Raw genomic sequence first — 20240 nt, forward strand, 5'->3', positions numbered from 1 at the left:
TACGGTGGCCTATGTTGGCGGTGGAGGTGGGTCGATGGCGTACGTGCGGGGCCGGGTTCGCGCCTCGGTCGACGCCTTGGAGCACATCGTCGGAGGGCTGGGCACCGCCACGCTGGCGCTGGGCGCGCTGCTCTGGGCGGCGATCGTGGCGGTGACCTGCCTGGGCGGGGTGGGGCTGCTGGCGGCGCCGGGCGCGTTGCGGGCGGTGCGCTGGGTGAGCGACCGGGAGCGGAGCCGGCTGTCCCGCTGGGGCGAGCCGATCCCCACGCCGGGTCCGGTGCCGGCCGGGTTGCGGACGGCGACGCGCGATCCCTTCGTACGCCGGGAGCTGGGCTGGGTCGCGCTGTACTCGCTCGTCGGCCTGGTGACCGGGCTGGTCGGCATCGCGCTGCCGCTCTATGCGGTGCAGGACGGCACCTTCCCGCTGTGGTACCGGCTGGTCCCCCCCGACGCCGCGCCGGGGATCGTCTGGTGGCACATCGATGGCCTGTCCGACGCGCTCTGGGTCGGGGTGCTCGGGGTGGGCTGCCTGGCCGCCGCGATCTGGTTCAGCCCGGTCCTGGCCCGCCTCCAGGCATGGCCGGGCCGGTGGCTGCTGCCTCCACCGCCGGGTGTCGACCTGTCACTGCGGGTGGCAGAGCTGACCGCCACCCGCGCCGCGGCGCTGGACGCCCACGCGGTCGAACTGCGCCGGATCGAGCGGTCGCTGCACGACGGCACCCAGAACCGGTTGGTAGCGGTCAACGTGTTGCTCGGCGCTGCGCGGCGGGCCGTGCGCCGCAATCCGGACCGCGCCGACGAGATCCTCGGGCAGGCGCAGGACGCCGCGGAACAGGCACTCGGCGAGCTGCGTACGGTGGTGCGCGGGATCCTGCCGCCGGTGCTGGACGACAGGGGTCTCGCCGGTGCGCTGACGGGCCTGGCCAGCAGCTGCGCGGTGCCCTGCCGACTGGAGGTGGACGTGGCTGTGCGGTGCGCGGCCTCGGTCGAGGCCACCGCGTACTTCGTGGTGGCCGAGGCGCTGACGAACGTCGTCCGGCACAGCGGTGCGAGCCAGGTGGACGTGGCCGTGCGCCGCGAGCGCGGCCGGCTGCTGGTGAGCATCGAGGACGACGGGCACGGCGGCGCGAACGAGACACGTGGCTCCGGGCTCACCGGTATCCGCCGGCGGGTCGAGGCGTACGACGGCCGGATGACGCTGACGAGCCCGCCGGGAGGGCCGACGAGAATGGACGTGGAGCTGCCATGCGGATCGTGATCGCCGAGGACGACCCGCTGCTGCGTGAGGGGTTGGCGCTGCTGCTGCGGGCGGAGGATCTGGACGTCGTCGCCACCGCCGGCACTCCGGGCGAGTTCCTGGTCGCCGTCGACGAGCACGCGCCGGACGTCGCGATCGTGGACGTACGGATGCCGCCGACCCACACCGACGAGGGCATCGTGGCCGCCGTGGAGGCCCGGCGGCGCCGTCCCGGCCTCGCGGTACTGGTCCTGTCGGCGTACGTCGAGCAGGCGTTCGCCACCGACCTGTTCTCGGTCGGCGCCGTCGGGCTTGGTTACCTGTTGAAGGAGCGGGTGGGCCGGGTCGAGGAGTTCCTCACCGCGCTGCACCGCGTCGCCGACGGCGGCAGTGTGATCGACCCGGAGGTGGTGGCGCAGTTGCTCGCCCGCAACCGCCGGACGGACACCGCACTGAGCGAGCTGTCACCGCGTGAGCGTGAGGTGCTGGGGCTGATGGCCGAGGGGCTCGGCAACAGCGCGATCGCCGAGCGGCTGTTCGTCACCGACGGCGCGGTGCACAAGCACATCCGCAGCATCTTTTCGAAGCTTCAGCTTCCACCGGACGACAGTGCCGACCGCCGGGTCACCGCCGTGCTGCGCTACCTGGACGGCGATCGGCGGTAGCGCCTGCTGTACCCGGACCTGGCAGCCCGCGGGATGGTTGCCGTTCTCCCACGTCAATAGCGTTTCTGGTGCGCGCAGTTCTTGCCGATGACACGGAGAGAGGCCACCAGAATGCCGGATTATCCGGAACAGACAATCGCACCGGCGGTACGCGTCGAACACCTCAGCCGCGTGTACGACGCCGGCGTTGACCAGGTGACTGCGCTTGCCGGCGTCGATGTCAGCTTCGAACGGGGCACCTTCACGGCGGTGATGGGCCCCTCGGGCTCCGGCAAGAGCACGCTGCTGCAGACCGCGGCCGGGCTCGACCGGCCCACCTCCGGTCGGGTGGTCATCGGAGGCACCGACCTGTCCGGGCTGTCCGAGACCCGCCTGACCGAGCTGCGTCGTACCCGGATCGGGTTCGTCTTCCAGGCGTTCAATCTGATCGGCGCGCTCACCGTCGAGGAGAACATCGTGCTGCCCCTGCGCCTGGCCGGCGTCCGTCCGGACCGGGCCTGGCTGACCCGGGTGGTCGAGCGGGTCGGCCTCACCGACCGGCTGCACCATCGGCCGGCCGCGCTCTCGGGCGGCCAGCAGCAGCGGGTGGCGATCGCCCGGGCGCTGGCCACCCGCCCCGAGGTGATCTTCTCGGACGAGCCCACCGGCGCCCTCGACTCGCGGACCGCGGCGGAGGTGCTGACGCTGCTGCGCGCGGTCGTGGACGAACACGGGGTGACCGTGGTGATGGTGACCCACGATCCGGTCGCCGCGTCGTACGCGGACCGGGTGCTCGTGTTGGCCGACGGTGCGATCGTCGCCGACCTTCCGCAGCTGGGAGCCGCCCGTATCGCCGAGCACCTGGCGTCGCTGGATCGGCGGGTACTGCGATGATCGGTCTCGCCGCCCGCCTGCTGCGCCACCGCGCCGGACCCGCCGCCGCGACCCTGCTGGCCCTGATGGCCGGCGTGCTGATCCTGGTGGCGATGGGCACGCTCGTCGAGTCCGGGTTGCGTTTCCGCGCGGAGCCACGGCTCTGGGCCGCGGCCGACGTGGTCGTCGCCAACCGCACGGTCAGCCACACGTTCAAGGAGTTCGGCGGCGACACCACCACGAGCACCGTCACGCTGCCCGAGGGCGGCACTGTGGACGCGGCAGTGGTGGACCGGATCCGCCAGGTGCCGGGCGTCACGGCCGTCACCGGCGACAGGAAGGTGGTCATCGGCTCACCCGCTGCCGTGGGACACGGCTGGGACACGTACGCCTTCACCGGTCGTCCCGTCACCGCCGTTGCCGCGCCACGGGCCGACGACGAGGTGCTTGTCGACACCCGGTTCGGCGTGGCACCCGGCAACCGCATCGACCTTGTCGTCGGCGGGGTCAGCCGGTCGTACCGGGTGAGCGGAACCGCCGAGACCGGTTCGGCGGCGGTGTTCTTCACCGACGCGCAGGCCGCCCGGTTGTCCGCCCAGCCGGGCCGGGTGGATGCGATCGGCGTGCGGATGGCGCCCGGCGCCGACCTCGGCGCCCTACGCGAGATCGCGTCGGAGGCCGGCGCCACGACATACGCCGGGAAAGACCGTGGCAACGTCGAGCAGTCGGAGAACCAGGCCGCCCAGACGTTGCTGGTCACGGCCGGATCGGCTTTCGGGGGGTACGTCGTCCTGCTGATCGTCTTCGTGGTGGCCGGCACCATCGGGCTGTCCGTCCGGCACCGTCGACGTGACCTGGCGTTGCTACGCGCGGTGGCGGCCACGCCGGGCCAGGTGCGCCGCATGCTGGTCGCCGAAGCCGCGCTGCTCGCCCTGGTCGGCTCTGCGATCGGCGGCCCGGCCGGCCTGCTGGCGGCCCGCTGGGTGCACGGCGAACTGGTCGGGCGGGGGTTCGTGCCGGCCAGCTTCCCGATGGCCGGCGGCCTGTTCGCGGTGCCGGCCGCGGTCGGTACGGCGGTCCTCGTGGCCGTGCTCGCCGCGTTGGTCGCCGGACGCCGGGTCACCGCGATCAAGCCGATCGAGGCGCTCGGCGAGATCGCTGTCGAGCCTCGGCGTAGCGGCCGGGTGCGGCTGATCGCCGGCGTGCTGACGCTGGCGGCGGCCGGCACCTCGGGGGCGTTCACGCTCGGCGCCGCCGGGTCGACCGGAGCGCTGGCCGCCGCGGTCGGCATGCTGTACCTGTTCGTCATCGCGGTGGCGCTGCTCGCACCGAGGATCAACGCGTACGCGGCACGCCTGCTCACACCGTTGTTGCCGAGGGTGTGGAGGGTCAGCGGCTACCTGGCTGCGGCCAATCTGCGAGCCAACGCGCAGGGCATGGCGACCGTCCTGACCGCCCTCGTGCTGTCCGTGGGGTTCGGCGGCTCGGTCTGGTTCCTACAGACCAACCTGGAACGGCAGACCACCACGCAGAGCAGCGCGGGAACCCTCGCCGAGCGGGTAGTTGTCGCACCCGGTGGGCTGCCGGCGGACGCGGCGCGCGAGATCCGCGAGTTGGCCGGGGTTCAGGCGGCCACTGGTGTGCACCGTACGCAGGTGGTGATGCGGGTGCTCGGCGGAATCGAGCCGGTCAACGCGCAGTCGGTCGACCCCGCGGGCATCACGTCGACGATGGACCTCGCCGTGCGCGAGGGCAACCTGGCCGACCTGCGCGAGGGCACTGTCGCCCTGTCTGCGACGCAGGCCTCCTCGTCCGGCTGGGACGTCGGCGATCAGGCGGAACTCTGGCTGGGCGACGGGACCCCGGTCACGTTGGACGTCATCGCGATCTACGGCCGTGGCCTCGGCTTCGGCGACGTCACGCTGGCCGCCGAGACGGTCGCCGGGCACACGGCCGGGGACACCAACGACGAGGTCCTCGTCAGCGCCGGCCCGGACGCCGACACCGCGTTGGCCACATGGTCGGCTGGGCAACCGGGCACCGAGATTCTCGACGCCGCCACCCGTACCCGCCTGATCAGCACCGATCTGGCGCTCGGCGCCTGGCTGAACCGGCTGCTGATCGGCGTGATGGTGGGGTACGCAGCCCTGGCCGCGGCCACCACGATGGTGATGGCCGCACTGGCCCGCCGCCGCGAGTTGGCGTTGCTCCAACTGGTCGGGGTCACCCGTCATCAGATTCGGAGGATGGTCCAGGCCGAACAGGCCGGACTGCTCGGCACCGCGGTACTGATCGGCGCGACGATCGCGGCGCTGACTCTGAGCGCGATCGTCAACGGACTGACCGGTAGCCCGATCCCGTACGTTCCGCCGCTCGGTTGGGTGGCGGTGCTCGGCGGCACGACGCTGCTGGCGCTGGCGACCACCGTGTGGCCGGTTCGACGGCTGCTCAGCGCCCCTCCGATCGACAACATCGGTGTGAAGGAGTAGACGTCCGGACGCGGGAGTGACGACGCGCCGTCTGACGGCTACGTCGCGTTACCTCCGTCACTCCCCTTGGCATCCGGAACGTCGTTCCGTATGTTGATTACCGGAACACCGCTCCGGTTGCCGGGCACGCTGAACCGGGCGGGCTGCCACCAAACCGTGGACGTTGAACGTGTCTGAAGGAGTAACAGTCATGCAGTACCGCACCTTGGGTCGCACTGGTGTGCAGGTCAGCACCCTCGTACTCGGCGCAATGAACTTCGGCAAGATCGGCAACACCACCCAGGAGGACGTCGCCGCCATCGTCAACGGCGCGCTCGATGCGGGGATCAACCTCATCGACACCGCCGACGCCTACAGCGGTGGCCAGTCCGAGGAGATGGTCGGCAAGGCCATCGCCGGCCGCCGCGACGACGTCATCCTGGCCACCAAGGCGACGCTGCCGATGGGCGACGAGCGCAACCAGCGGGGCGGCTCGCGCCGCTGGTTGGTCACCGCGCTGGAACACAGCCTGCGCCGCCTCGGCGTCGACCACGTCGACCTCTACCAGATGCACCGGTGGGATCCGACGACCAGCGACGACGAGACGCTGTCGGCGCTGACGGACCTGCAACGCGCGGGCAAGATCCGCTACTTCGGCTCCTCGACCTTCCCTGCCTACCGCATCGTGCAGGCGCAGTGGGCCGCCCGCGAGGGGCGTCTGAGCCGTTACGTGACCGAGCAGCCGAACTACTCGATCCTGCAGCGTGGCATCGAGACCCACGTGCTGCCCGCGACCCAGGAATACGGCATGGGCGTGCTGGCCTGGAGTCCGCTGGCGTCGGGCTGGCTGTCCGGGGCGATCCGCGCCGACCAGGAGATCAGCACGAACCGCTCGGGCTTCATGCAGCATCGCTTCGACGTCAGCATTCCCGCCAACCGCGCCAAGCTCGACGCCGTCGAGCAGCTCGCGAAGGTTGCCGACGAGGCCGGCCTCAGCATGATCCAGCTCGCGCTCGGCTTCGTCACCGCGCACCCGGGCGTCACCAGCGCGATCATCGGTCCCCGCACGATGGACCACCTCAGCTCGCAGCTCGCCGCCGCGGACACGGTGCTCCCGGCCGACGTGCTCGACGCGATCGACGCGATCGTGGCTCCCGGCGTCGACCTCGCCGCCCACGAGAAGAACGACACCCCGCCCGCTCTGCTCGAGCCGGCGCTGCGCCGCCGCTGATCACTCGGCACGCCGGCGACCAGACGGCAGGCGGACGTACGCCTACGCGTCCGCCTGCCGGCGCCCAACCCGGCTGGCGTCGCGCGTTGGGTCGCCGACGAACTCATCATCCCGTCGACCGCCTGACCGCCTGACCGGCCGGTCCCGGTCGATCTCCGAACCGGGCGGCCTGGGTCAGGTGGTGGAGTGACTGATTTCAAGGCTCCCGCTGCCGGAGTCGCACTGAGACCAGTGCCAACCCGATCAGCGGGAGCCTCCCGATCGCGCTGCCGGGGCCAGCCACCGCCCGTGCCGGCCGTGATTCACCTCGCAGTACTTGCCTCTCACGTTAGCGTGAGGTTTTAGCGTGGTGGCATGCAGATCAACGGCTCAACAGCTCTCGTGACCGGTGCCAACCGCGGGCTCGGCAAGGCCTTCGCCGAGGCACTCCTGGCCCGCGGCGCCACCGTCTACGCGACCGCCCGTCGCGTGGAAAGCATCGACATCCCCGGTGCCGTCGCCCTCCAGGTGGACATCACGGATCCAGCGTCCATCGAGGCGGCGGCAGGCAAGGTGGGCGACCTCAACATCCTCATCAACAACGCCGGCACCTCCACCGAAGCCCCGCTGCTCGGCCCCTCCCTGGAGAACATCCGCCAGGACTTCGACACCAACTTCTGGGGCACCCTCAACGTCACCCGCACCTTCGCGCCGAGGCTGGCCGGTGGCGCCATTCTCAACGTCATCTCGGCGCTGAGCTGGTACACCTTCGCCCCCAGCAGCAACGGCTACGCCGCCTCCAAGGCTGCGGAGTGGTCCCTGACGAACGGCATCCGACTCGAGTTGGCCGGCCAGAAGACTCTGGTCACCGCCCTGGCGCTGGCGATCGCCGACACGGACATGATGGCCGGCATCGACATCCCCAAGCTCCCGCCCCACGAGGTGGTCAGCCAGGCTCTCGACGGACTGGAAGCGGGCAAGATCGAAGTCATCGCCGACCAGCCCACCGCCAACGTCAAGGCCTCCCTCTCAGGCGACCCCGCCCTCTTCTACGCCGACATCACCGGCAACCTCTTCAGGTGACGTCGCCTGGGGCACCGCGGATCAGGTCCCGGTCGCCTCGGGTGGATCGGCTGGACGCGGTCCATGCTGCCCGACGAAGTGCTCTCAGTTCGCCGGGATGCCGGCCCGGTGCGCCAGCAGGCCCGCCTGGGTGCGGTTGTCGCAGCCGAGCTTTTCCAACAGTCGGGACACGTATCCCTTGACCGTCGCCTCGGAGAGGCGCAGTCGTCGGGCGATCTGCTGGTTGGAGCGGCCGGCGCCGAGACAGCCGAGGACCTCGACCTCCCGGGCAGTGAGCGTGGCGAGCAGTTCGCGGACCCGTTCTCCGCCGTGCCGGCTCAACACCAGCCGCTGGGTCGCCGTCGGAGACAGCACCGTGTGTCCGGCGGCGGCGACCCGTACCAGGTTGACGAGATCCTCCGGCGCCGTCGACTTGAGCAGGAAACCGACGGCACCCGCCCGCATCGCCCGCAGCACGTACTCGTCGAGGTCGAACGTGGTCAGCGCGACGATCCTCGGTGGCGCTGAGGACCGGTTGAGGTGCTCGATGGCGGTGAGCCCGTCGACGCCCGGCATCCGCAGGTCCATCAGGACCAGATCCGGCCCGTACCGGGTCACCGCCTCCACGGCCTCCGCGCCGTCGTACGCCTCGCCGACGACCTCGACGTCGGGGGCCGCTTCGAGAATCGTCCGCAGGTAGGCGCAGACCATCCGTTCGTCGTCGACGAGCAGGATCCGGATCATCGGGGCACGTACCCGGGAAGGGTGGCCCGCACCACGAACCCGCCCTCCGGGGTCGCCGCCGCGGCGAGGGTGCCGCCCAGCACGTCGACCCGACTCCGCAGGCCGGCCAGGCCGGAGCCCCCGCCGGCGGCGGCGACGTCCGGGTCGGGTGCACGCTCGGGCCGGTCGTTGGTCACTGTCGCGCGAACCAGATCCGGCTGGTAGCGGATCGACACGGTCACCTGCGAGCCCGGCGCGTGCTTGTGCACGTTCGTCAGCGATTCCTGCACCACCCGGAAGAGGGTGCGCCGCATGGCCGGTGCCAGCGCCGACGGGTCACCCTCCTCGTCGAGACGGACCGGCAGACCGACCGCGCGCGAGTCGGTCACGAGATCGCTCAGGTCGCACTCCGCAGCCGGGTCCTCCGTTGCGACGCGGGTCGTCGGTGGGTCGCCGTGCCGCAGCACGCCCACCAGGTCGCGCAGCTCGGCCAGCGCCTGGCAGCCTGTCGTTCGCAGCTCCTCGGCGGCGCTGCGAACGGCAGGATCCGTGGTGCTGGTGCCCAGCGCCCCGGCGTGCAGCACCATGAGGTTGATCCGGTGGGTCACCACGTCGTGCATCTCGCCGGCGATCCGGAGCCGCTCGTCGCTACGGGCCTGCTCGGCAAGGAGCAGCCGCTCCTGCTCGGCGCGTTCGGCACGCTCGAGCAGCTCCGCGACGAGCCGGCGGCGGGCACTCACGTAGAGGCCGAGCAGGGCCGAGATGGCCAGCAGTCCGGGCCCGCTGAACGGGTCGTCGACCGTCCAGAGCCGCGCGCCGATCAGCCAGCACACCCCGAGCACCGCGATCACCGCCCAGGACCGCCGGCGGTCGCGACCGTGAACGATCACCGCGTACGGCACGAGGAAGACTGCCGACGCCGGCACCAGCAGGCTGACGCCGGCGATCACCAGGGCCACCGGGTACGGCCGGCGTCGGCGCAGCAGCAGGGTGGCCGCCGCGGCGACCTGCACCACCGCGTAGACCCAGACGGGGGCCGGGAGATGCCTCGACCCGGCGCTCGGGAAAGCGACCTCACGGGCCACGCCCGCCGCCGCCGCTACGACGACCAGCAGCACGTCGACGGCGAGCGGCGGCACCCCTCGGCGGTCCACCGCGCTCATGCGTTGCACGGTAGCCGGGCCGGCCAGGATTGGCGCGGCGAGCAACAGCAGTAGCGACGAAGGAACCGGGGGACGCGACGAAGGTAGGTCGCGGAGGCGACTTCCAGGGCTGTCCCGACCGGACACGACTGCGGTGGCATTGACGGATGGCACACTCGACCGATTCTGTGGCGCAACCGGCAGGGCCCCGCCGCATCGACGAACTTGACGCGCTGCGTGGGCTCGCGCTCCTCGGCATCGTCATGTTCAACATCGTCCAGATGACCCACATGACCCGGGTTTCCGGGCCGGCTGGTGAGCACGTCGGCGCGTACCTCTGGGAGCTGCTCTTCGTGCAGCGGCCATTCCCGATCTTCTCGCTGCTCTTCGGGATCAGCTTCTCGCTCTTCCTGCGGACGGCGGCTCGGCGCACCGACCGGCCCCGGCTGGTGCTGCTGCGCCGGCTGCTCTGGCTGGGTCTCTTCGGCGCGCTGCACACCCTGATCCAGCCCGGTGAGGTGCTGAAGTTCTACGCCGTGTTCGGGCTGGTCGTGCTCCTGCCGGCGTCGTACCTGTCCCGGCGCTGGGCGCTCGGGCTGGGCATCGTGTTGACCCTCGCCGCCGCGCTGACCTTCAACGGTCTCTTCATCATCCCGGGGCTCTTCCTGCTCGGCCTGGCGATCGCGGAGTACGGCATCCCGGACACGCTGCCGTCACGGGGCCGGCAACTCGCCCTCGCCCTCGCCGTCGCGGTGCCGGTAGCCGCGGTCATGGGCTGGTTGCAGTTCCGGGCTGGAGTCGGCCCGACCGCCAACTACCGCATCCTGCCGGCCGGCCTCGCCTTTGCCTTCCTTGTCACCGTCGGGTTCCTGCTGCTGATGCGAACCGCCCTGCGACGGCCGCTCGGCGCGCTGCTGTCGCCACTCGGCCGGGTGGCGCTCACCAACTACGTCGCCGCGTCGTTCCTGATCGTGGCCGGCGACGCGCTGCTCGACATCGGCTCCCGGTCCTCCTACTCGGCCGTCGTCGGACTGGGCCTGGCGATCGGGGTCGTGCAGGCGATCTTCAGCGTGCTGTGGCTGCGCTGGTTCCGGTACGGCCCGCTCGAATGGCTCTGGCGATGCCTCACCTGGTGGCAGCGGGTGCCGATCCGCCGCGCCTGACGCGGCGACGGCCGATAGAACCTGGGTACCACCGGCGGGTCGGAAGAGCCGACCCCGGTACCACGATGAGGACTGCGCCCAGACCTAGCGTGGTGAGCATGATTCAGATACGCGAGGTAACCAAGCGGTACGGCGCGAAAACGGTCGTCGACCAGCTGTCATTCACCGCGAAGCCCGGACAGGTTACCGGCTTCCTCGGACCCAACGGCGCCGGCAAGTCGACGACCATGCGGATGATCGTCGGTCTCGATGCGCCGACCTCTGGCGACGTACTGGTCAACGGCAAGCCCTACACATCGTCAAAGGCACCGCTGCACGAGATCGGCGTTCTGCTCGAGGCCAAGGCTGTGCACCCGGGGCGCACGGCGGTCAGCCACCTGCTCTCCATGGCTCGGACGAACGGCATTCCGCGCTCGCGCGTCGATGAGGTGCTCGACCTGGTCGGCCTCTCGGCCGTCGCCCACAAGCGGGTCGGCGCATTCTCCCTCGGCATGGGCCAGCGGCTCGGCATCGCCGCCGCGCTGCTCGGCGACCCGGCCGTGGTGATGCTCGACGAGCCGGTAAACGGCCTCGACCCCGAGGGTGTCCTCTGGGTGCGCAACCTGCTCACCGGCCTCGCCGCTGAAGGCCGCACCGTGATGCTGTCCTCGCACCTGATGAGCGAGGTCTCGCGGATCGCGGACCACCTGGTCATCATCGGCCGGGGCAGGCTGCTGGCCGACACCACCGTGGCCGACTTCGTGACCGCCGAGGGGGTCCGGGTCGTCACTCCCGCCCCGGACGCGCTGCGCACGACGATTGCCGGCCCGGGCGTCACGGTCACCTCGACAGGTGCCGAGGAACTACTCGTCGCCGGCGCCTCCGCCCGCGTGATCGGGCTGGCCGCGGCCGCCCGCGGCATCCCGCTGTTCGAGCTCACCCCGCAGAACGCCTCGCTGGAAGAGGCGTTCATGGACCTGACCCGCGACGCTGTTGAATACGAGGCCGCCCGATGAAGATCACCCCTGGTGGCGTCGTCGCCGCCGAATGGACCAAGTTCTCCTCTCTGCGCTCCACCTGGATCACGACCGGCATCTCCGTCTTCCTCCTGATCGCCTTCGGCATGATCGCCTCGGCGTCCTTTTCGGGCGACAACATGAGCTCGGTGGGCCTGGTCCTGTCCGGCAGCGTCCTGGCCGCCCTGTCCGTCGGTGTGCTCGGCGTGCTCCTGGGTGCGAGCGAATACACCACCGGCATGATCCGGGCGACCCTCGCCGCGGTGCCGCGCCGGTTGCCGGTGCTGTGGTCGAAGAGCCTCGTGGCTGGCTCGGCCGCCTTCGTCACGATGACCGTCGGCGCTTTCGCCGCCTTCGCGGCAGGGTCGGCCGTACTCAACGACAACATCGACGCCATGGGCCTCGGTGACGACGGTGTGCTGCGGGCCCTGATCGGCGCCGGCGTCTACCTCGGCCTGGTCGCGGTGCTCGGCGTCGCGCTCGGCATGCTCGTCCGCTCCAGCGCCGGCGCCATCACCATCCTTGCCGGTCTGCTGCTGATCGTGCCCGGTCTGGCCCCGCTGCTGCCAGACTCGATCGCCGATGCGGTTACCCCGTACCTTCCCAGCAACGCGGGCGGCGCCGTGATGGCACTGGCTCCCACGGACGGCACGCTGGGTCCGTGGGCCGGTCTCGCGGTCTTCGCCGGGTACGTGGTCGTGACGCTCGCTGCCGCCGCTTATCGGCTCAAGAAGACCGACGCGTAAGGGAGACTCGGGCGATGAGCACGCAGGGATGGCTCGTGGACCGGCAGGCACGGCTGCGGGCGTTCGACCGGCGCCACCCGTGGGTCACGGACACCCTGGTAGCCGTACCGATCGTGCTCTTCAGCATCCCGAACATCATCGAGAAACCCCTGTCGGCGACCATCGCGACCCTGGTGCTGCTGCCACCGCTCTACTGGCGGCGGCGATACCCGTTCCCGGCGTTCCTGGCCACCGTAGCCACCGACCTGCTCCTCAGCGGGCTGGGCATCAGCGTCGGCGCCGGGGTGATCCTGCTGGTGGTGCTCTTCGGGGTGGCCTCCCGGGGTACCTGGCGTGCGCTGACCTGGGCGTCCGGGATCACGGTGGCCCAGCTTTTCGCTGAGATCTACCTGTTCGGGTCGGTCACGCAGAACCGCACCCTCACGTCGTTGCTGGCTCTCGGGGCGACAGTGGCGGCGATCGCGTCCGGCGTCGCGGTGCGCACCCGCCGGGCGTATCTCGTCGCCCTGGAGGACCGGGCCGCCCGCCTCGAAATCGAACGGGATCAGCAGGCCCGCCTGGCCGTCGCTGAGGAGCGGGCACGGGTGGCCCGGGAAATGCACGACATCGTCGGCCACCACGTGTCGGTGATCGTCGGCCTCGCCGACGGCAGCGCTGCCCTCGCCAGATCGCGGCGGGAGCAGACCGCCGAACCGCTCCGGCTGATCGGCGAGACCGGCCGCCAGGCGCTCGCGGAGCTGCGCCGGGTGCTGGGCGTGCTGCGCGGGGAGGACACCGATCCGCAACTGAGGCCGCAGCCCGACATCGACGACCTCGACCGGCTGCTGCCGAGCGTGCGGGCAGCCGGGCTGCCAGTCACCTACTCCACCTCGGGTGAGCTGCACACCCTCAGCAAGGGGCTGCAGCTCGCGGTCTACCGCATCGTCCAGGAAGCGCTCACCAACATCCTCAAACACGCCGGACGGGGCGCGACCGCCGACGTGAGTCTCAGTGTCGCCGACGGAGAGGTACGGGTCCGTGTGCGCGACAACGGCCGTGGCGCCCCCGCCGCCCCGAGCCACGGTCTGCTCGGCATGCGTGAGCGCGGGGCCATGTACGGCGGGGTGGTGACCGCCGGCCCGGCCGAGCACGGCTGGGTGGTCGACGTCGTCCTCAAGGAGCCCACATGACAACCGTGCTGATTGCCGACGACCAGCCGCTGCAGCGCATGGGTTTCAAGATGCTGCTCGATGGAACCCCCGGAATGACCGTGGTCGGCGAGGCCTCGGGCGGCGCCGAGGCGGTCCGGATGATCGACCAGAGCCGCCCCGACGTGGTGCTGATGGACGTACGCATGCCCGGCATGGACGGCATCGAGGCGACCCGCCGCATAACGGCGGCCGGCTCGCGCACCCGCGTCCTGATCCTGACCACCTTCGAACTGGATGAGTACGTCTATGCCGGGCTGCGGGCCGGGGCAAGCGGATTTCTGCTCAAGGACGCCCGGCCCGAAGAGCTCATCGCGGCCATCCGCGCCGTGGCTGCCGGCGACTCGGTCGTCGCTCCCAGCCTGACCCGCAAGTTGATGGACGCCTACCTGCAGGAACCAGCGCCGGCCACGTCCGAGGATCCCCGCCTGGGCACGCTGAGCGAGCGGGAGCGCGAGGTGCTCGAAGCGATCGGCCAAGGAGCCACCAACACCGAGATCGCCGAACGCTTCACGCTGACCGAGTCGACAGTGAAGAAGCACGTCGGACGGGTCCTGTTCAAGATCGGCGCCCGCGACCGGATCCAGGCGGTGATCTTCGCGTACGACAACGGCCTGGTGCACCCTCGCTGACCGGCGCAAGGGTGGTGACTCGAGGGAGAGTGACGTCCGGGCGGTCGATGGGCTGCCCGAGCCGCGCCACACAACCGGTCGGCGCCCGAGAGCCTGGAGCGCCCGGGCGCACGGCGGGTGCTATGAAGGGGTGTCGTCCTGCCGGGCCGGCCCGAAGAGAGTCATGACGAGCGCCACGATGCTGAAGAAGCCGGATCCCAAGGCCAACAGAAGCGAGGGTACGAAGGCAGATGGCGGTGGCACCCAGCCACCAAGCACCCAGGGCAGCGTGACAAGGACGACGACCGCGGCCGTGGTGGCGACTTCGTTGATGACGAACGCGGTCGATATGGCCGAGGCGCCGCGAGCGACTGTGCGGTAGGTCGTGTTGGCGGTCAGGGCAACCAGCACGACCGAGAGCGCGATGAAGGTGAGGGCACCCCAGATCGGCTCCAGGCCGGCGAGTGTGAGGGACACGAGGAGCGGCACGGCCGACACCAAGAAGATCCAGCGCACTCCCGAGCGCATGTAGCGGTCGGCCGCGGCTGCGCCCTGGCGGTTCTTGTGCAGGTCGGAGTCGAGGTAGAAGAAGACTCCGACGAGAAGTGTGCCGACAAGAGCGGCGGAGACTTCTGCCATAGTCAAAAAGAAGTCGTCATTGATTTCCCGCATCGCGACCGCCTCCCCTTCAGCATGGAAGATGTCCCGACGGCAGTCTCTCGGCAACCCTACGGCCGAGCGAGGAGGGATATGTGCCTGTTCACGGTCTCGGCCTTCCCAGTTGACAGGTCCATGCGTTCAGGCGCGAGTTGTCCGACGCACGCACAGCACCGTGAGCACAGGAGAGCGCGTTTCGCGTTTTGTGTCAGTCAGGTGTGGTGACCCATCGCCCCGGTGGGTCACACGCCGGTTCGCCCGTCGATGCACTCGCGCAGGAGGTCGGCGTGACCAGCGTGCCGCGCATACTCCTCGATCACGTGGAGGAGCACGTCGCGCGTGGCGTGGCTGCCACCGTCGACCGGCACCTCGCGGCCCAGGTCGGCCTCATCGAGGGCATCGAGCCATTCGTCGGCCTTGGCGATCTCGGCCTTCCAGGTCGCGAAGGCGTCCTTCACCACCGCCGGATCGGCGACCGCGCCCCCGAAGTCCCTATCCGGGTCGTCCTCGTGCTGGTAAAGGCACGGCGCGTCGGCCCGTCCTTGGAGTACACGCTGGAACCATTGGTGCTCCATCTGGGCCAGATGGCGGACCAGGCCGAGCAGGCTCAGGGTGCTGGGCGGTACCGAGCGTCGGCCGAGCTGCTCGGCGTCCAGTCCGTCGCACTTCATTTCTATCGTGAGACGGTAGTTGCCGAGGTACTCCCGGTAGGTCGCCTTTTCACCGACGGGCTGACCGAAGGTTCTGGGGTCGTCCTCAGGGGCGGTCCACAATTTACTCACGGCGTCACCCAATCGTGGGCGGACCGCACCAGTCAAGCGAGTTGGGGTGCGCCGAATTCCACGGCCGCCAAGCGGAATCCGGTCGCCGTCCCGTCGCCCTCGACCCGCCCGGCGTGCCGCGCTCGGACGGCGGAACCAGCGTCGCCGCCCGCCTGGTGGACTCCTGTCAGATGTCGAACACTTCCCGCATGTCGGGCCACGGGTGCGCACCCGGCGTGGGATCCGCATCCTGGCACCGGACTAATCTCCCCTGCGGCCGGGTCGTCGCCAGAGCCCGTTGCGGGCCGACCAGGGGGCTGTGAAACGGATCCCGGAGAGGGCACCCGCCGTCCGCCGACCAGGGACGGTGCCGTCCACCGACAGGGCATACCCGATCGGCCCCCTGCTCACAACCGTCCTTCCCGCCGATCCGACCAGCCGCCCCGACATGTACCGCGAATCGCGCCACAGTGGACGCGCGTGTCGCACGGGCGAGGCCACAACCCTTGCCATCGCCGACCTACCGTGAGCACGCCACCGCTCACAACGATGTCGCCCGGTGGCCGGCAGAACGGTCACGGACGCCAACGCGTGATGGTCCGTGGTGCGAAATCGGGGGGAAAAGCAGATGGACATCAATATATTAGGGCCAGTGCGGGCGCGCGTCGATGACCGGTCCGGCGGCCAGATCACGACCATGCGGGAGAGCGACCTGGGGGGCACCAAGCCCCGCACTGTGCTCGCCGTCCTCCTGCTCGCCAGAGACGGCGCGGTCGGCGACGACCGGCTCAGTGAGCTGCTGTGGGGCAGCCGGCCGCCCACCACCGCCATCGGGCAACTGCACACCTACGCCTCCCGGCTGCGCCGCGAGCTGGGCCGCGAGGTGCCGCTGCTGCGGGTCGGGCGGGGCTACCGGCTGATCAGTGAGCACCTGCGGGTCGACTACGCCGAATTCCTGCGCCTCACGACCGCAGGCCGGCAGGCGCTGGCCCAGGGGCATCCCGAACGGGCCGCGCCGCAACTGCGCCGCGCCCTGCTCCTCTGGCGCGGAGACGCCCTCACCGACGTCACCTCCCACTTGGCGGCAGCCGAACGGCCACGACTGGAGGAGCTGCAGCTCGAGGCCCTGGAGGGCCGCGCGGAGGCAGACCTCCTGCTCGGGGAGCACGGCCGGCTGGTCTGCGAGCTGACCGGCCTGGTCGCCCGGTATCCGCTGCGGGAGCGGCTTCGGGCCCAGCTGATGATCGCGCTGTGTCGCTCGGGTCGCCAGGCCGACTCGCTCGACGTCTACCAGGCGGGGCGGCGGATCCTCACCGAGGAACTCGGCGTCGACCCGGGCCCCCTGCTGCAGGCAGCCCAGTGCGCGGTGCTCGCCGGCGGGACGGTGGCCAACGACGGCGGGGTGCTGGCCGGCGTCCGATAGGGACGCCGGTCAGGTGGCCACGCCGTGGCTTCGGAAGAGCTCGTCGATGGCGACCTTGTCGAAGGTCTGACCCTCGGCGAGTCGGCGCAGCACCAGCAGGCACGGCATGCCGAACTCACCACCGGGAAACGACCTGGACCGGGTCGCGCCGACGCAGACCGACCACGCGGGTGCCTGCCCGCGCGGCAGTTCCACCCCGGTCTCCGCGTCGAAGACCCGGGTGCTGGCCGTCAGGATGACGCCGGCACCGAGCTTGGCGCCGCGACGCACCCGGCCGCCCTCCACCACGATCGACCGGGACCCGACGAATGCCTCGTCCTCCACCACGACCGGTACCGCGGAGGCCGGCTCCAACACCCCGCCGATGCCCACCCCACCGGAGAGGTGGACGTTGCGGCCGATCTGCGCGCACGAGCCCACCGTGGCCCAGGTGTCCACCATGGTGCCGGCTCCCACCCAGGCGCCTATGTTGGTGTACGAGGGCATCAGCACCACCCCGGGTGCATGGTGGCTGCCCCACCGGGCGATAGCGCCTGGCACCACCCGCACCCCGTCGAAGGTGCGCTTGAGTGGCAGCCGGTCGTGGTAACGGAACGGCCCGGCCTCGGACGGCTCCAGCCCGAGGACCCGGAACGCCAGCAGGATGGCGCGTTTCGCCCGCTGGTCCACGACCACCTCGTCCGTGACCGGATCGACGGCGGCGACCCGGCTCACCCCGCTGTCCAGTTGGTCCACGGCGGCGGTGACGACGGCGTGGCCCGTCGGATCGTCGGTGGTCACCGTGTCGCGGCGGTCCCACAGCTCGTCGATCTCGGCCGGCAGGGGCGCCCCGGTCGGGGCGTTCGGCACCACGGTGGCGTCAGACATGCGCCGCCCTTCTCTTGTCGGATTCAAGCGGCCCCAGGGCACCCGCCCTGGGGGTGATCTCGGCGATGTCGCGGACGGCGGCGAAGCGGACATGTCCCCGACCCTCCGGTCCGTATGCGCCGCCGGGCATCACCACAATGCCGGCGCGACTGGCAAGGCTCCTCGCCCAGGTGTCGCCGTCCCCACCCGGCGCGGCGGTCCACACGAAGAAGCCACCGTCGGGACTCCGTGCTGCCGCCCCGTTGACGGTGAGCAGTCGCACCAGGTCGGCCACCCGGGTGGCGCCTCGCTCGTACTGGATCCGGGCGTGCTCGTCGTCGCCGAGCAGGTACGCGGCCGACCGCTGGGCGGCGGCGCCCGCCATCAGCCCGGCAGCGCGGCGGCACGGCACCAACCGCCCGACCACGGCGGGATCGCCGGCGTAGAAGCCGACGCGCAGCCCCGGGCTGTTCGACCGCTTCGACAGGCTGTGCACGGCGAGGACCCCGGCGGTGCCGTGCGCCAACGCGGTCCGTGGCGACCCGGACCAGGTCGACTCGGTGTACGCCTCGTCGGAGACCACGAGCACGCCGTACCGTCGGCCCCAGGCGATGAGGGTGTCCAGCGGTTCGAGCGCACCGGTGGGGTTGCTCGGGCTGTTCACCCACAGGCACAGCGCGCGGTCGCGTACCGCGGCAGGCAACAGGTCGGGCCGCATGCGGTGGTCGTCGTCGGCCGGTACCCGGTGGGTGGCGAAGCCGGCGAGACGCGCCCCTTTCTCGTACGCGGGGTAGCAGAGCTGCGGGACGAGCACCGTGTCACGCCCCGGCGGGGCGAGTCCGGCGTCGCGCAGGAACAGCGGCAGGGTGGAGATGAACTCCTTGGCGCCGGCGCAGGCCGCGACGGCGTCCGGCGCGAGCGCGACCCCGAACCGGCGGCGCAGGTAGCCGGCGGCCGCCAGCCGCAACTCTTCGGTCCCGGCACTGGGTGGATAGCCGGCCGGTTCCTGCCCGGGCGCCTCGCCGGGTGTCACCGGCGGCGGATCGGCGGGAACGCCCAGCGACAGGTCGAGCAGTGCCGACCCCGACCCGCGCGCCAGGTCGAGCAGCTCCTCGCGCGACGGCGGGGCGCTCAGCACGGCACCGCAACGCCGGACATGGCCACCAGCGCGGGGGCGGGCACCACGGCGGGCGGGAATTCGAGGGTGGCGAAGTGGTCGTGTTCACCCTCGGCCCGGCGGATCATCTCGATGCTGCCGTCGCGGCGCAGAAGCAGCTCCTGCGGACGCAGGCGACCGTTGTAGGTGAAGCCCATCGAATGGCCGTGCGCACCGGTGTCGTGGATCAGCAGCAGATCACCCTCCCGCAGCGCCGGCAACGGGCGGTCCCTGCCGAACCGGTCGTTGTTCTCGCACAGCGGCCCGGTCACGTCCACCGACTCCGTGGGCCCGGCCGCCCGCGCGAAGGGCACCGTGATGTGGTGGTACGCGTCGCGGTAGAGCGCCGGACGCATCAGCGCCGTCATGCTGGCGTCCACCCCGGCGTACTCGCGCCACTTGGACATCCGGTTCACCACCCGGGTGGCGAGCACCCCGTGCGGTCCCGTGATGAAACGGCCGCTTTCGAAACACAGACGCGGCGCGGGCAGGCCGTACTCCTGCTGCCACCGGTCGAGACGCTCGCGGAGCGCCCGGCCGAGCGCGTCGATGTCGGCGGTCGGTTCGCCCGGCCGGTAAGGGATACCGATGCCGCCGCCCAGGTTCAGCGTCCGCACCGCGACGCCCGTGTCGCGGTGCAGGGCGACGACCTGCTCCAGCAGCAGTTCGAGGGTGAGCAGCACCGGCGCTGCGGTGAGCGAGTTGGAGGCCAGCATCATGTGCAGGCCGACGGTCCGAACGCCGAGCGTCACGGCGCGCGCCACCACGTCGGTGAGCCGGTCGGCGGGGACGCCGAACTTGGCGTCGGCCGGGTCGCCGAGGAAGGTGTCCGCGTGCCGGCGGGAACCCCGGTGCGCGTCGTCACCCGGGTTGACCCGGAACGCCAGGGTGTCCGGCACGGCGCCCAGTTCGGCGATCTTCTCGAGGACCGTTGCGTCGTCGACGGTGATCAGCGCGTCCGCGCGCAGTGCCGCGGTCAGCTCCGCCCGGCTGGTGTTGTTCGAGTTGTAGCAGATCTGCCGGCCCCGCGCGCCGGCCCGCAGCGCCAGTGTCAGCTCGGGACCCGAACTGACGTCGAAGCCGAAGCCGTGCCGGGCCAGGATGCGCAGGATCGCCGGATTGGGCAGCGCTTTGACCGCGAAGTACTCGGTGTAGCCCAGCGACCGGAACGCCCGGTCGAAGGCCGCGCAGGTGTCGTCGATGCCCTGCTCGTCGTAGAGGTGAAACGGTGTGCCGAAACGCTCGACGGCGCGCGGTAGGGCGTCGTCCAGACGTGCCTGGAACGCGGGGCTCACGGGCATCTGTCGGGCTCGCTTTCTGCCAGGGGCGGGTGGTT

19 protein-coding genes are annotated in these 20240 nt (G+C 71.0%); 12 read left to right on the plus strand and 7 right to left on the minus strand.

Annotated features, from left to right (window positions below):
• Positions 1-34 precede the first annotated feature (34 nt).
• The 6 genes from ACFYPG_RS23525 to ACFYPG_RS23550 all read left to right on the plus strand — a co-directional run bounded on the left by ACFYPG_RS23525 (position 35) and on the right by ACFYPG_RS23550 (position 7515).
• Positions 35-1258 (plus strand): sensor histidine kinase, encoded by a 1224-nt coding sequence (locus ACFYPG_RS23525; protein ID WP_387353872.1) that lies wholly within the window; start codon positions 35-37, stop codon positions 1256-1258.
• Entirely contained in the window at positions 1246-1902 is a 657-nt protein-coding gene (locus ACFYPG_RS23530; RefSeq protein WP_355008515.1) for a response regulator transcription factor, read from the plus strand. Before ACFYPG_RS23525 ends, ACFYPG_RS23530 begins: the two co-directional genes overlap by 13 nt.
• 111 nt (positions 1903-2013) lie before the next feature.
• Complete coding sequence (locus ACFYPG_RS23535; protein ID WP_387353873.1) at positions 2014-2775, plus strand: ABC transporter ATP-binding protein; 762 nt, start codon at positions 2014-2016, stop codon at positions 2773-2775.
• Entirely contained in the window at positions 2772-5243 is a 2472-nt protein-coding gene (locus ACFYPG_RS23540; protein ID WP_387353874.1) for an ABC transporter permease, read from the plus strand. Before ACFYPG_RS23535 ends, ACFYPG_RS23540 begins: the two co-directional genes overlap by 4 nt.
• Before the next feature lie 190 nt (positions 5244-5433).
• The gene (locus ACFYPG_RS23545; protein ID WP_387353875.1) at positions 5434-6453 is read left to right on the plus strand and encodes an aldo/keto reductase; all 1020 of its coding nucleotides are present in this window, start codon (positions 5434-5436) and stop codon (positions 6451-6453) included.
• Between the two features lie 354 nt (positions 6454-6807).
• The gene (locus ACFYPG_RS23550) at positions 6808-7515 is read left to right on the plus strand and encodes an SDR family oxidoreductase (RefSeq protein WP_387353876.1); all 708 of its coding nucleotides are present in this window, start codon (positions 6808-6810) and stop codon (positions 7513-7515) included.
• Between the two features lie 84 nt (positions 7516-7599).
• Here ACFYPG_RS23550 and ACFYPG_RS23555 read toward each other — a convergent pair whose 3' ends face one another.
• Positions 7600-8238 (minus strand): response regulator transcription factor, encoded by a 639-nt coding sequence (locus ACFYPG_RS23555; RefSeq protein WP_355008510.1) that lies wholly within the window; start codon positions 8236-8238, stop codon positions 7600-7602.
• On the minus strand, positions 8235-9380 hold the full coding sequence (locus ACFYPG_RS23560; protein ID WP_387353877.1) for a sensor histidine kinase: 1146 nt from the start codon (positions 9378-9380) through the stop codon (positions 8235-8237). The genes ACFYPG_RS23555 and ACFYPG_RS23560 overlap by 4 nt, the downstream gene beginning before the upstream one ends.
• Before the next feature lie 167 nt (positions 9381-9547).
• On the opposite strand from ACFYPG_RS23560, the gene ACFYPG_RS23565 reads away from it, so the two are divergent.
• The 5 genes from ACFYPG_RS23565 (at position 9548) to ACFYPG_RS23585 (ending at position 14082) form a co-directional block, all read left to right on the plus strand.
• Positions 9548-10522 carry a DUF418 domain-containing protein gene (locus tag ACFYPG_RS23565; protein ID WP_387353878.1) on the plus strand — a complete coding sequence of 325 codons (975 nt, stop codon included), beginning with the start codon at positions 9548-9550 and terminating at the stop codon, positions 10520-10522.
• A gap of 98 nt (positions 10523-10620) precedes the next feature.
• The gene (locus tag ACFYPG_RS23570) at positions 10621-11517 is read left to right on the plus strand and encodes an ABC transporter ATP-binding protein (protein ID WP_355008507.1); all 897 of its coding nucleotides are present in this window, start codon (positions 10621-10623) and stop codon (positions 11515-11517) included.
• A complete protein-coding gene (locus ACFYPG_RS23575; protein ID WP_355008506.1) occupies positions 11514-12263 on the plus strand; it encodes an ABC transporter permease in 750 nt (249 codons plus the stop codon). Before ACFYPG_RS23570 ends, ACFYPG_RS23575 begins: the two co-directional genes overlap by 4 nt.
• A 14-nt stretch (positions 12264-12277) precedes the next feature.
• Positions 12278-13432 carry a sensor histidine kinase gene (locus tag ACFYPG_RS23580; protein ID WP_387353879.1) on the plus strand — a complete coding sequence of 385 codons (1155 nt, stop codon included), beginning with the start codon at positions 12278-12280 and terminating at the stop codon, positions 13430-13432.
• Entirely contained in the window at positions 13429-14082 is a 654-nt protein-coding gene (locus ACFYPG_RS23585) for a response regulator transcription factor (RefSeq protein WP_366609775.1), read from the plus strand. Before ACFYPG_RS23580 ends, ACFYPG_RS23585 begins: the two co-directional genes overlap by 4 nt.
• 120 nt (positions 14083-14202) lie before the next feature.
• Here the strand turns inward: ACFYPG_RS23585 and ACFYPG_RS23590 are convergent, their stop codons facing one another.
• Together ACFYPG_RS23590 and ACFYPG_RS23595 are read right to left on the minus strand one after the other, a co-directional pair.
• The gene (locus tag ACFYPG_RS23590) at positions 14203-14733 is read right to left on the minus strand and encodes a hypothetical protein (RefSeq protein WP_387353880.1); all 531 of its coding nucleotides are present in this window, start codon (positions 14731-14733) and stop codon (positions 14203-14205) included.
• 227 nt (positions 14734-14960) lie between these two features.
• Entirely contained in the window at positions 14961-15500 is a 540-nt protein-coding gene (locus tag ACFYPG_RS23595) for a DinB family protein (RefSeq protein ID WP_387353881.1), read from the minus strand.
• A 631-nt stretch (positions 15501-16131) separates the two neighbouring features.
• Between ACFYPG_RS23595 and ACFYPG_RS23600 the strand changes: the two genes are divergently transcribed.
• On the plus strand, positions 16132-16902 hold the full coding sequence (locus ACFYPG_RS23600; protein ID WP_355008501.1) for an AfsR/SARP family transcriptional regulator: 771 nt from the start codon (positions 16132-16134) through the stop codon (positions 16900-16902).
• 9 nt (positions 16903-16911) lie between these two features.
• Here the strand turns inward: ACFYPG_RS23600 and ACFYPG_RS23605 are convergent, their stop codons facing one another.
• Genes ACFYPG_RS23605 through lysA form a run of 3 tightly spaced genes read right to left on the minus strand, consistent with a single transcriptional unit; the run spans position 16912 to position 20205 of the window.
• Positions 16912-17769, minus strand: a complete 858-nt coding sequence (locus ACFYPG_RS23605; protein WP_387353882.1) for a 2,3,4,5-tetrahydropyridine-2,6-dicarboxylate N-succinyltransferase — start codon at positions 17767-17769, stop codon at positions 16912-16914.
• Positions 17762-18886 (minus strand): aminotransferase class I/II-fold pyridoxal phosphate-dependent enzyme, encoded by a 1125-nt coding sequence (locus ACFYPG_RS23610; protein ID WP_387353883.1) that lies wholly within the window; start codon positions 18884-18886, stop codon positions 17762-17764. The genes ACFYPG_RS23605 and ACFYPG_RS23610 overlap by 8 nt, the downstream gene beginning before the upstream one ends.
• Positions 18880-20205: a diaminopimelate decarboxylase gene (gene lysA, locus ACFYPG_RS23615; protein WP_355008498.1), complete on the minus strand. Its 1326-nt coding sequence runs from the start codon at positions 20203-20205 to the stop codon at positions 18880-18882. The genes ACFYPG_RS23610 and lysA overlap by 7 nt, the downstream gene beginning before the upstream one ends.
• Positions 20206-20240 lie beyond the last annotated feature (35 nt).

The sequence above is a fragment of the Micromonospora sp. NPDC005553 genome (assembly GCF_042871765.1).
Taxonomy (GTDB): Bacteria; Actinomycetota; Actinomycetes; order Mycobacteriales; family Micromonosporaceae; genus Micromonospora.

Coding starts and splice junctions, on each gene's coding strand:
- ACFYPG_RS23525 (WP_387353872.1), top strand. CDS start 35: ATGGCGTACGTGCGGGGCCGGGTTCGCGCCTCGGTCGACGCCTTGGAG.
- ACFYPG_RS23555 (WP_355008510.1), bottom strand. CDS start 8,238: ATGATCCGGATCCTGCTCGTCGACGACGAACGGATGGTCTGCGCCTAC.
- ACFYPG_RS23535 (WP_387353873.1), top strand. CDS start 2,014: ATGCCGGATTATCCGGAACAGACAATCGCACCGGCGGTACGCGTCGAA.
- ACFYPG_RS23575 (WP_355008506.1), top strand. CDS start 11,514: ATGAAGATCACCCCTGGTGGCGTCGTCGCCGCCGAATGGACCAAGTTC.
- ACFYPG_RS23545 (WP_387353875.1), top strand. CDS start 5,434: ATGCAGTACCGCACCTTGGGTCGCACTGGTGTGCAGGTCAGCACCCTC.
- lysA (WP_355008498.1), bottom strand. CDS start 20,205: ATGCCCGTGAGCCCCGCGTTCCAGGCACGTCTGGACGACGCCCTACCG.
- ACFYPG_RS23580 (WP_387353879.1), top strand. CDS start 12,278: ATGAGCACGCAGGGATGGCTCGTGGACCGGCAGGCACGGCTGCGGGCG.
- ACFYPG_RS23560 (WP_387353877.1), bottom strand. CDS start 9,380: ATGAGCGCGGTGGACCGCCGAGGGGTGCCGCCGCTCGCCGTCGACGTG.
- ACFYPG_RS23540 (WP_387353874.1), top strand. CDS start 2,772: ATGATCGGTCTCGCCGCCCGCCTGCTGCGCCACCGCGCCGGACCCGCC.
- ACFYPG_RS23585 (WP_366609775.1), top strand. CDS start 13,429: ATGACAACCGTGCTGATTGCCGACGACCAGCCGCTGCAGCGCATGGGT.
- ACFYPG_RS23590 (WP_387353880.1), bottom strand. CDS start 14,733: ATGCGGGAAATCAATGACGACTTCTTTTTGACTATGGCAGAAGTCTCC.
- ACFYPG_RS23530 (WP_355008515.1), top strand. CDS start 1,246: ATGCGGATCGTGATCGCCGAGGACGACCCGCTGCTGCGTGAGGGGTTG.
- ACFYPG_RS23605 (WP_387353882.1), bottom strand. CDS start 17,769: ATGTCTGACGCCACCGTGGTGCCGAACGCCCCGACCGGGGCGCCCCTG.
- ACFYPG_RS23570 (WP_355008507.1), top strand. CDS start 10,621: ATGATTCAGATACGCGAGGTAACCAAGCGGTACGGCGCGAAAACGGTC.
- ACFYPG_RS23550 (WP_387353876.1), top strand. CDS start 6,808: ATGCAGATCAACGGCTCAACAGCTCTCGTGACCGGTGCCAACCGCGGG.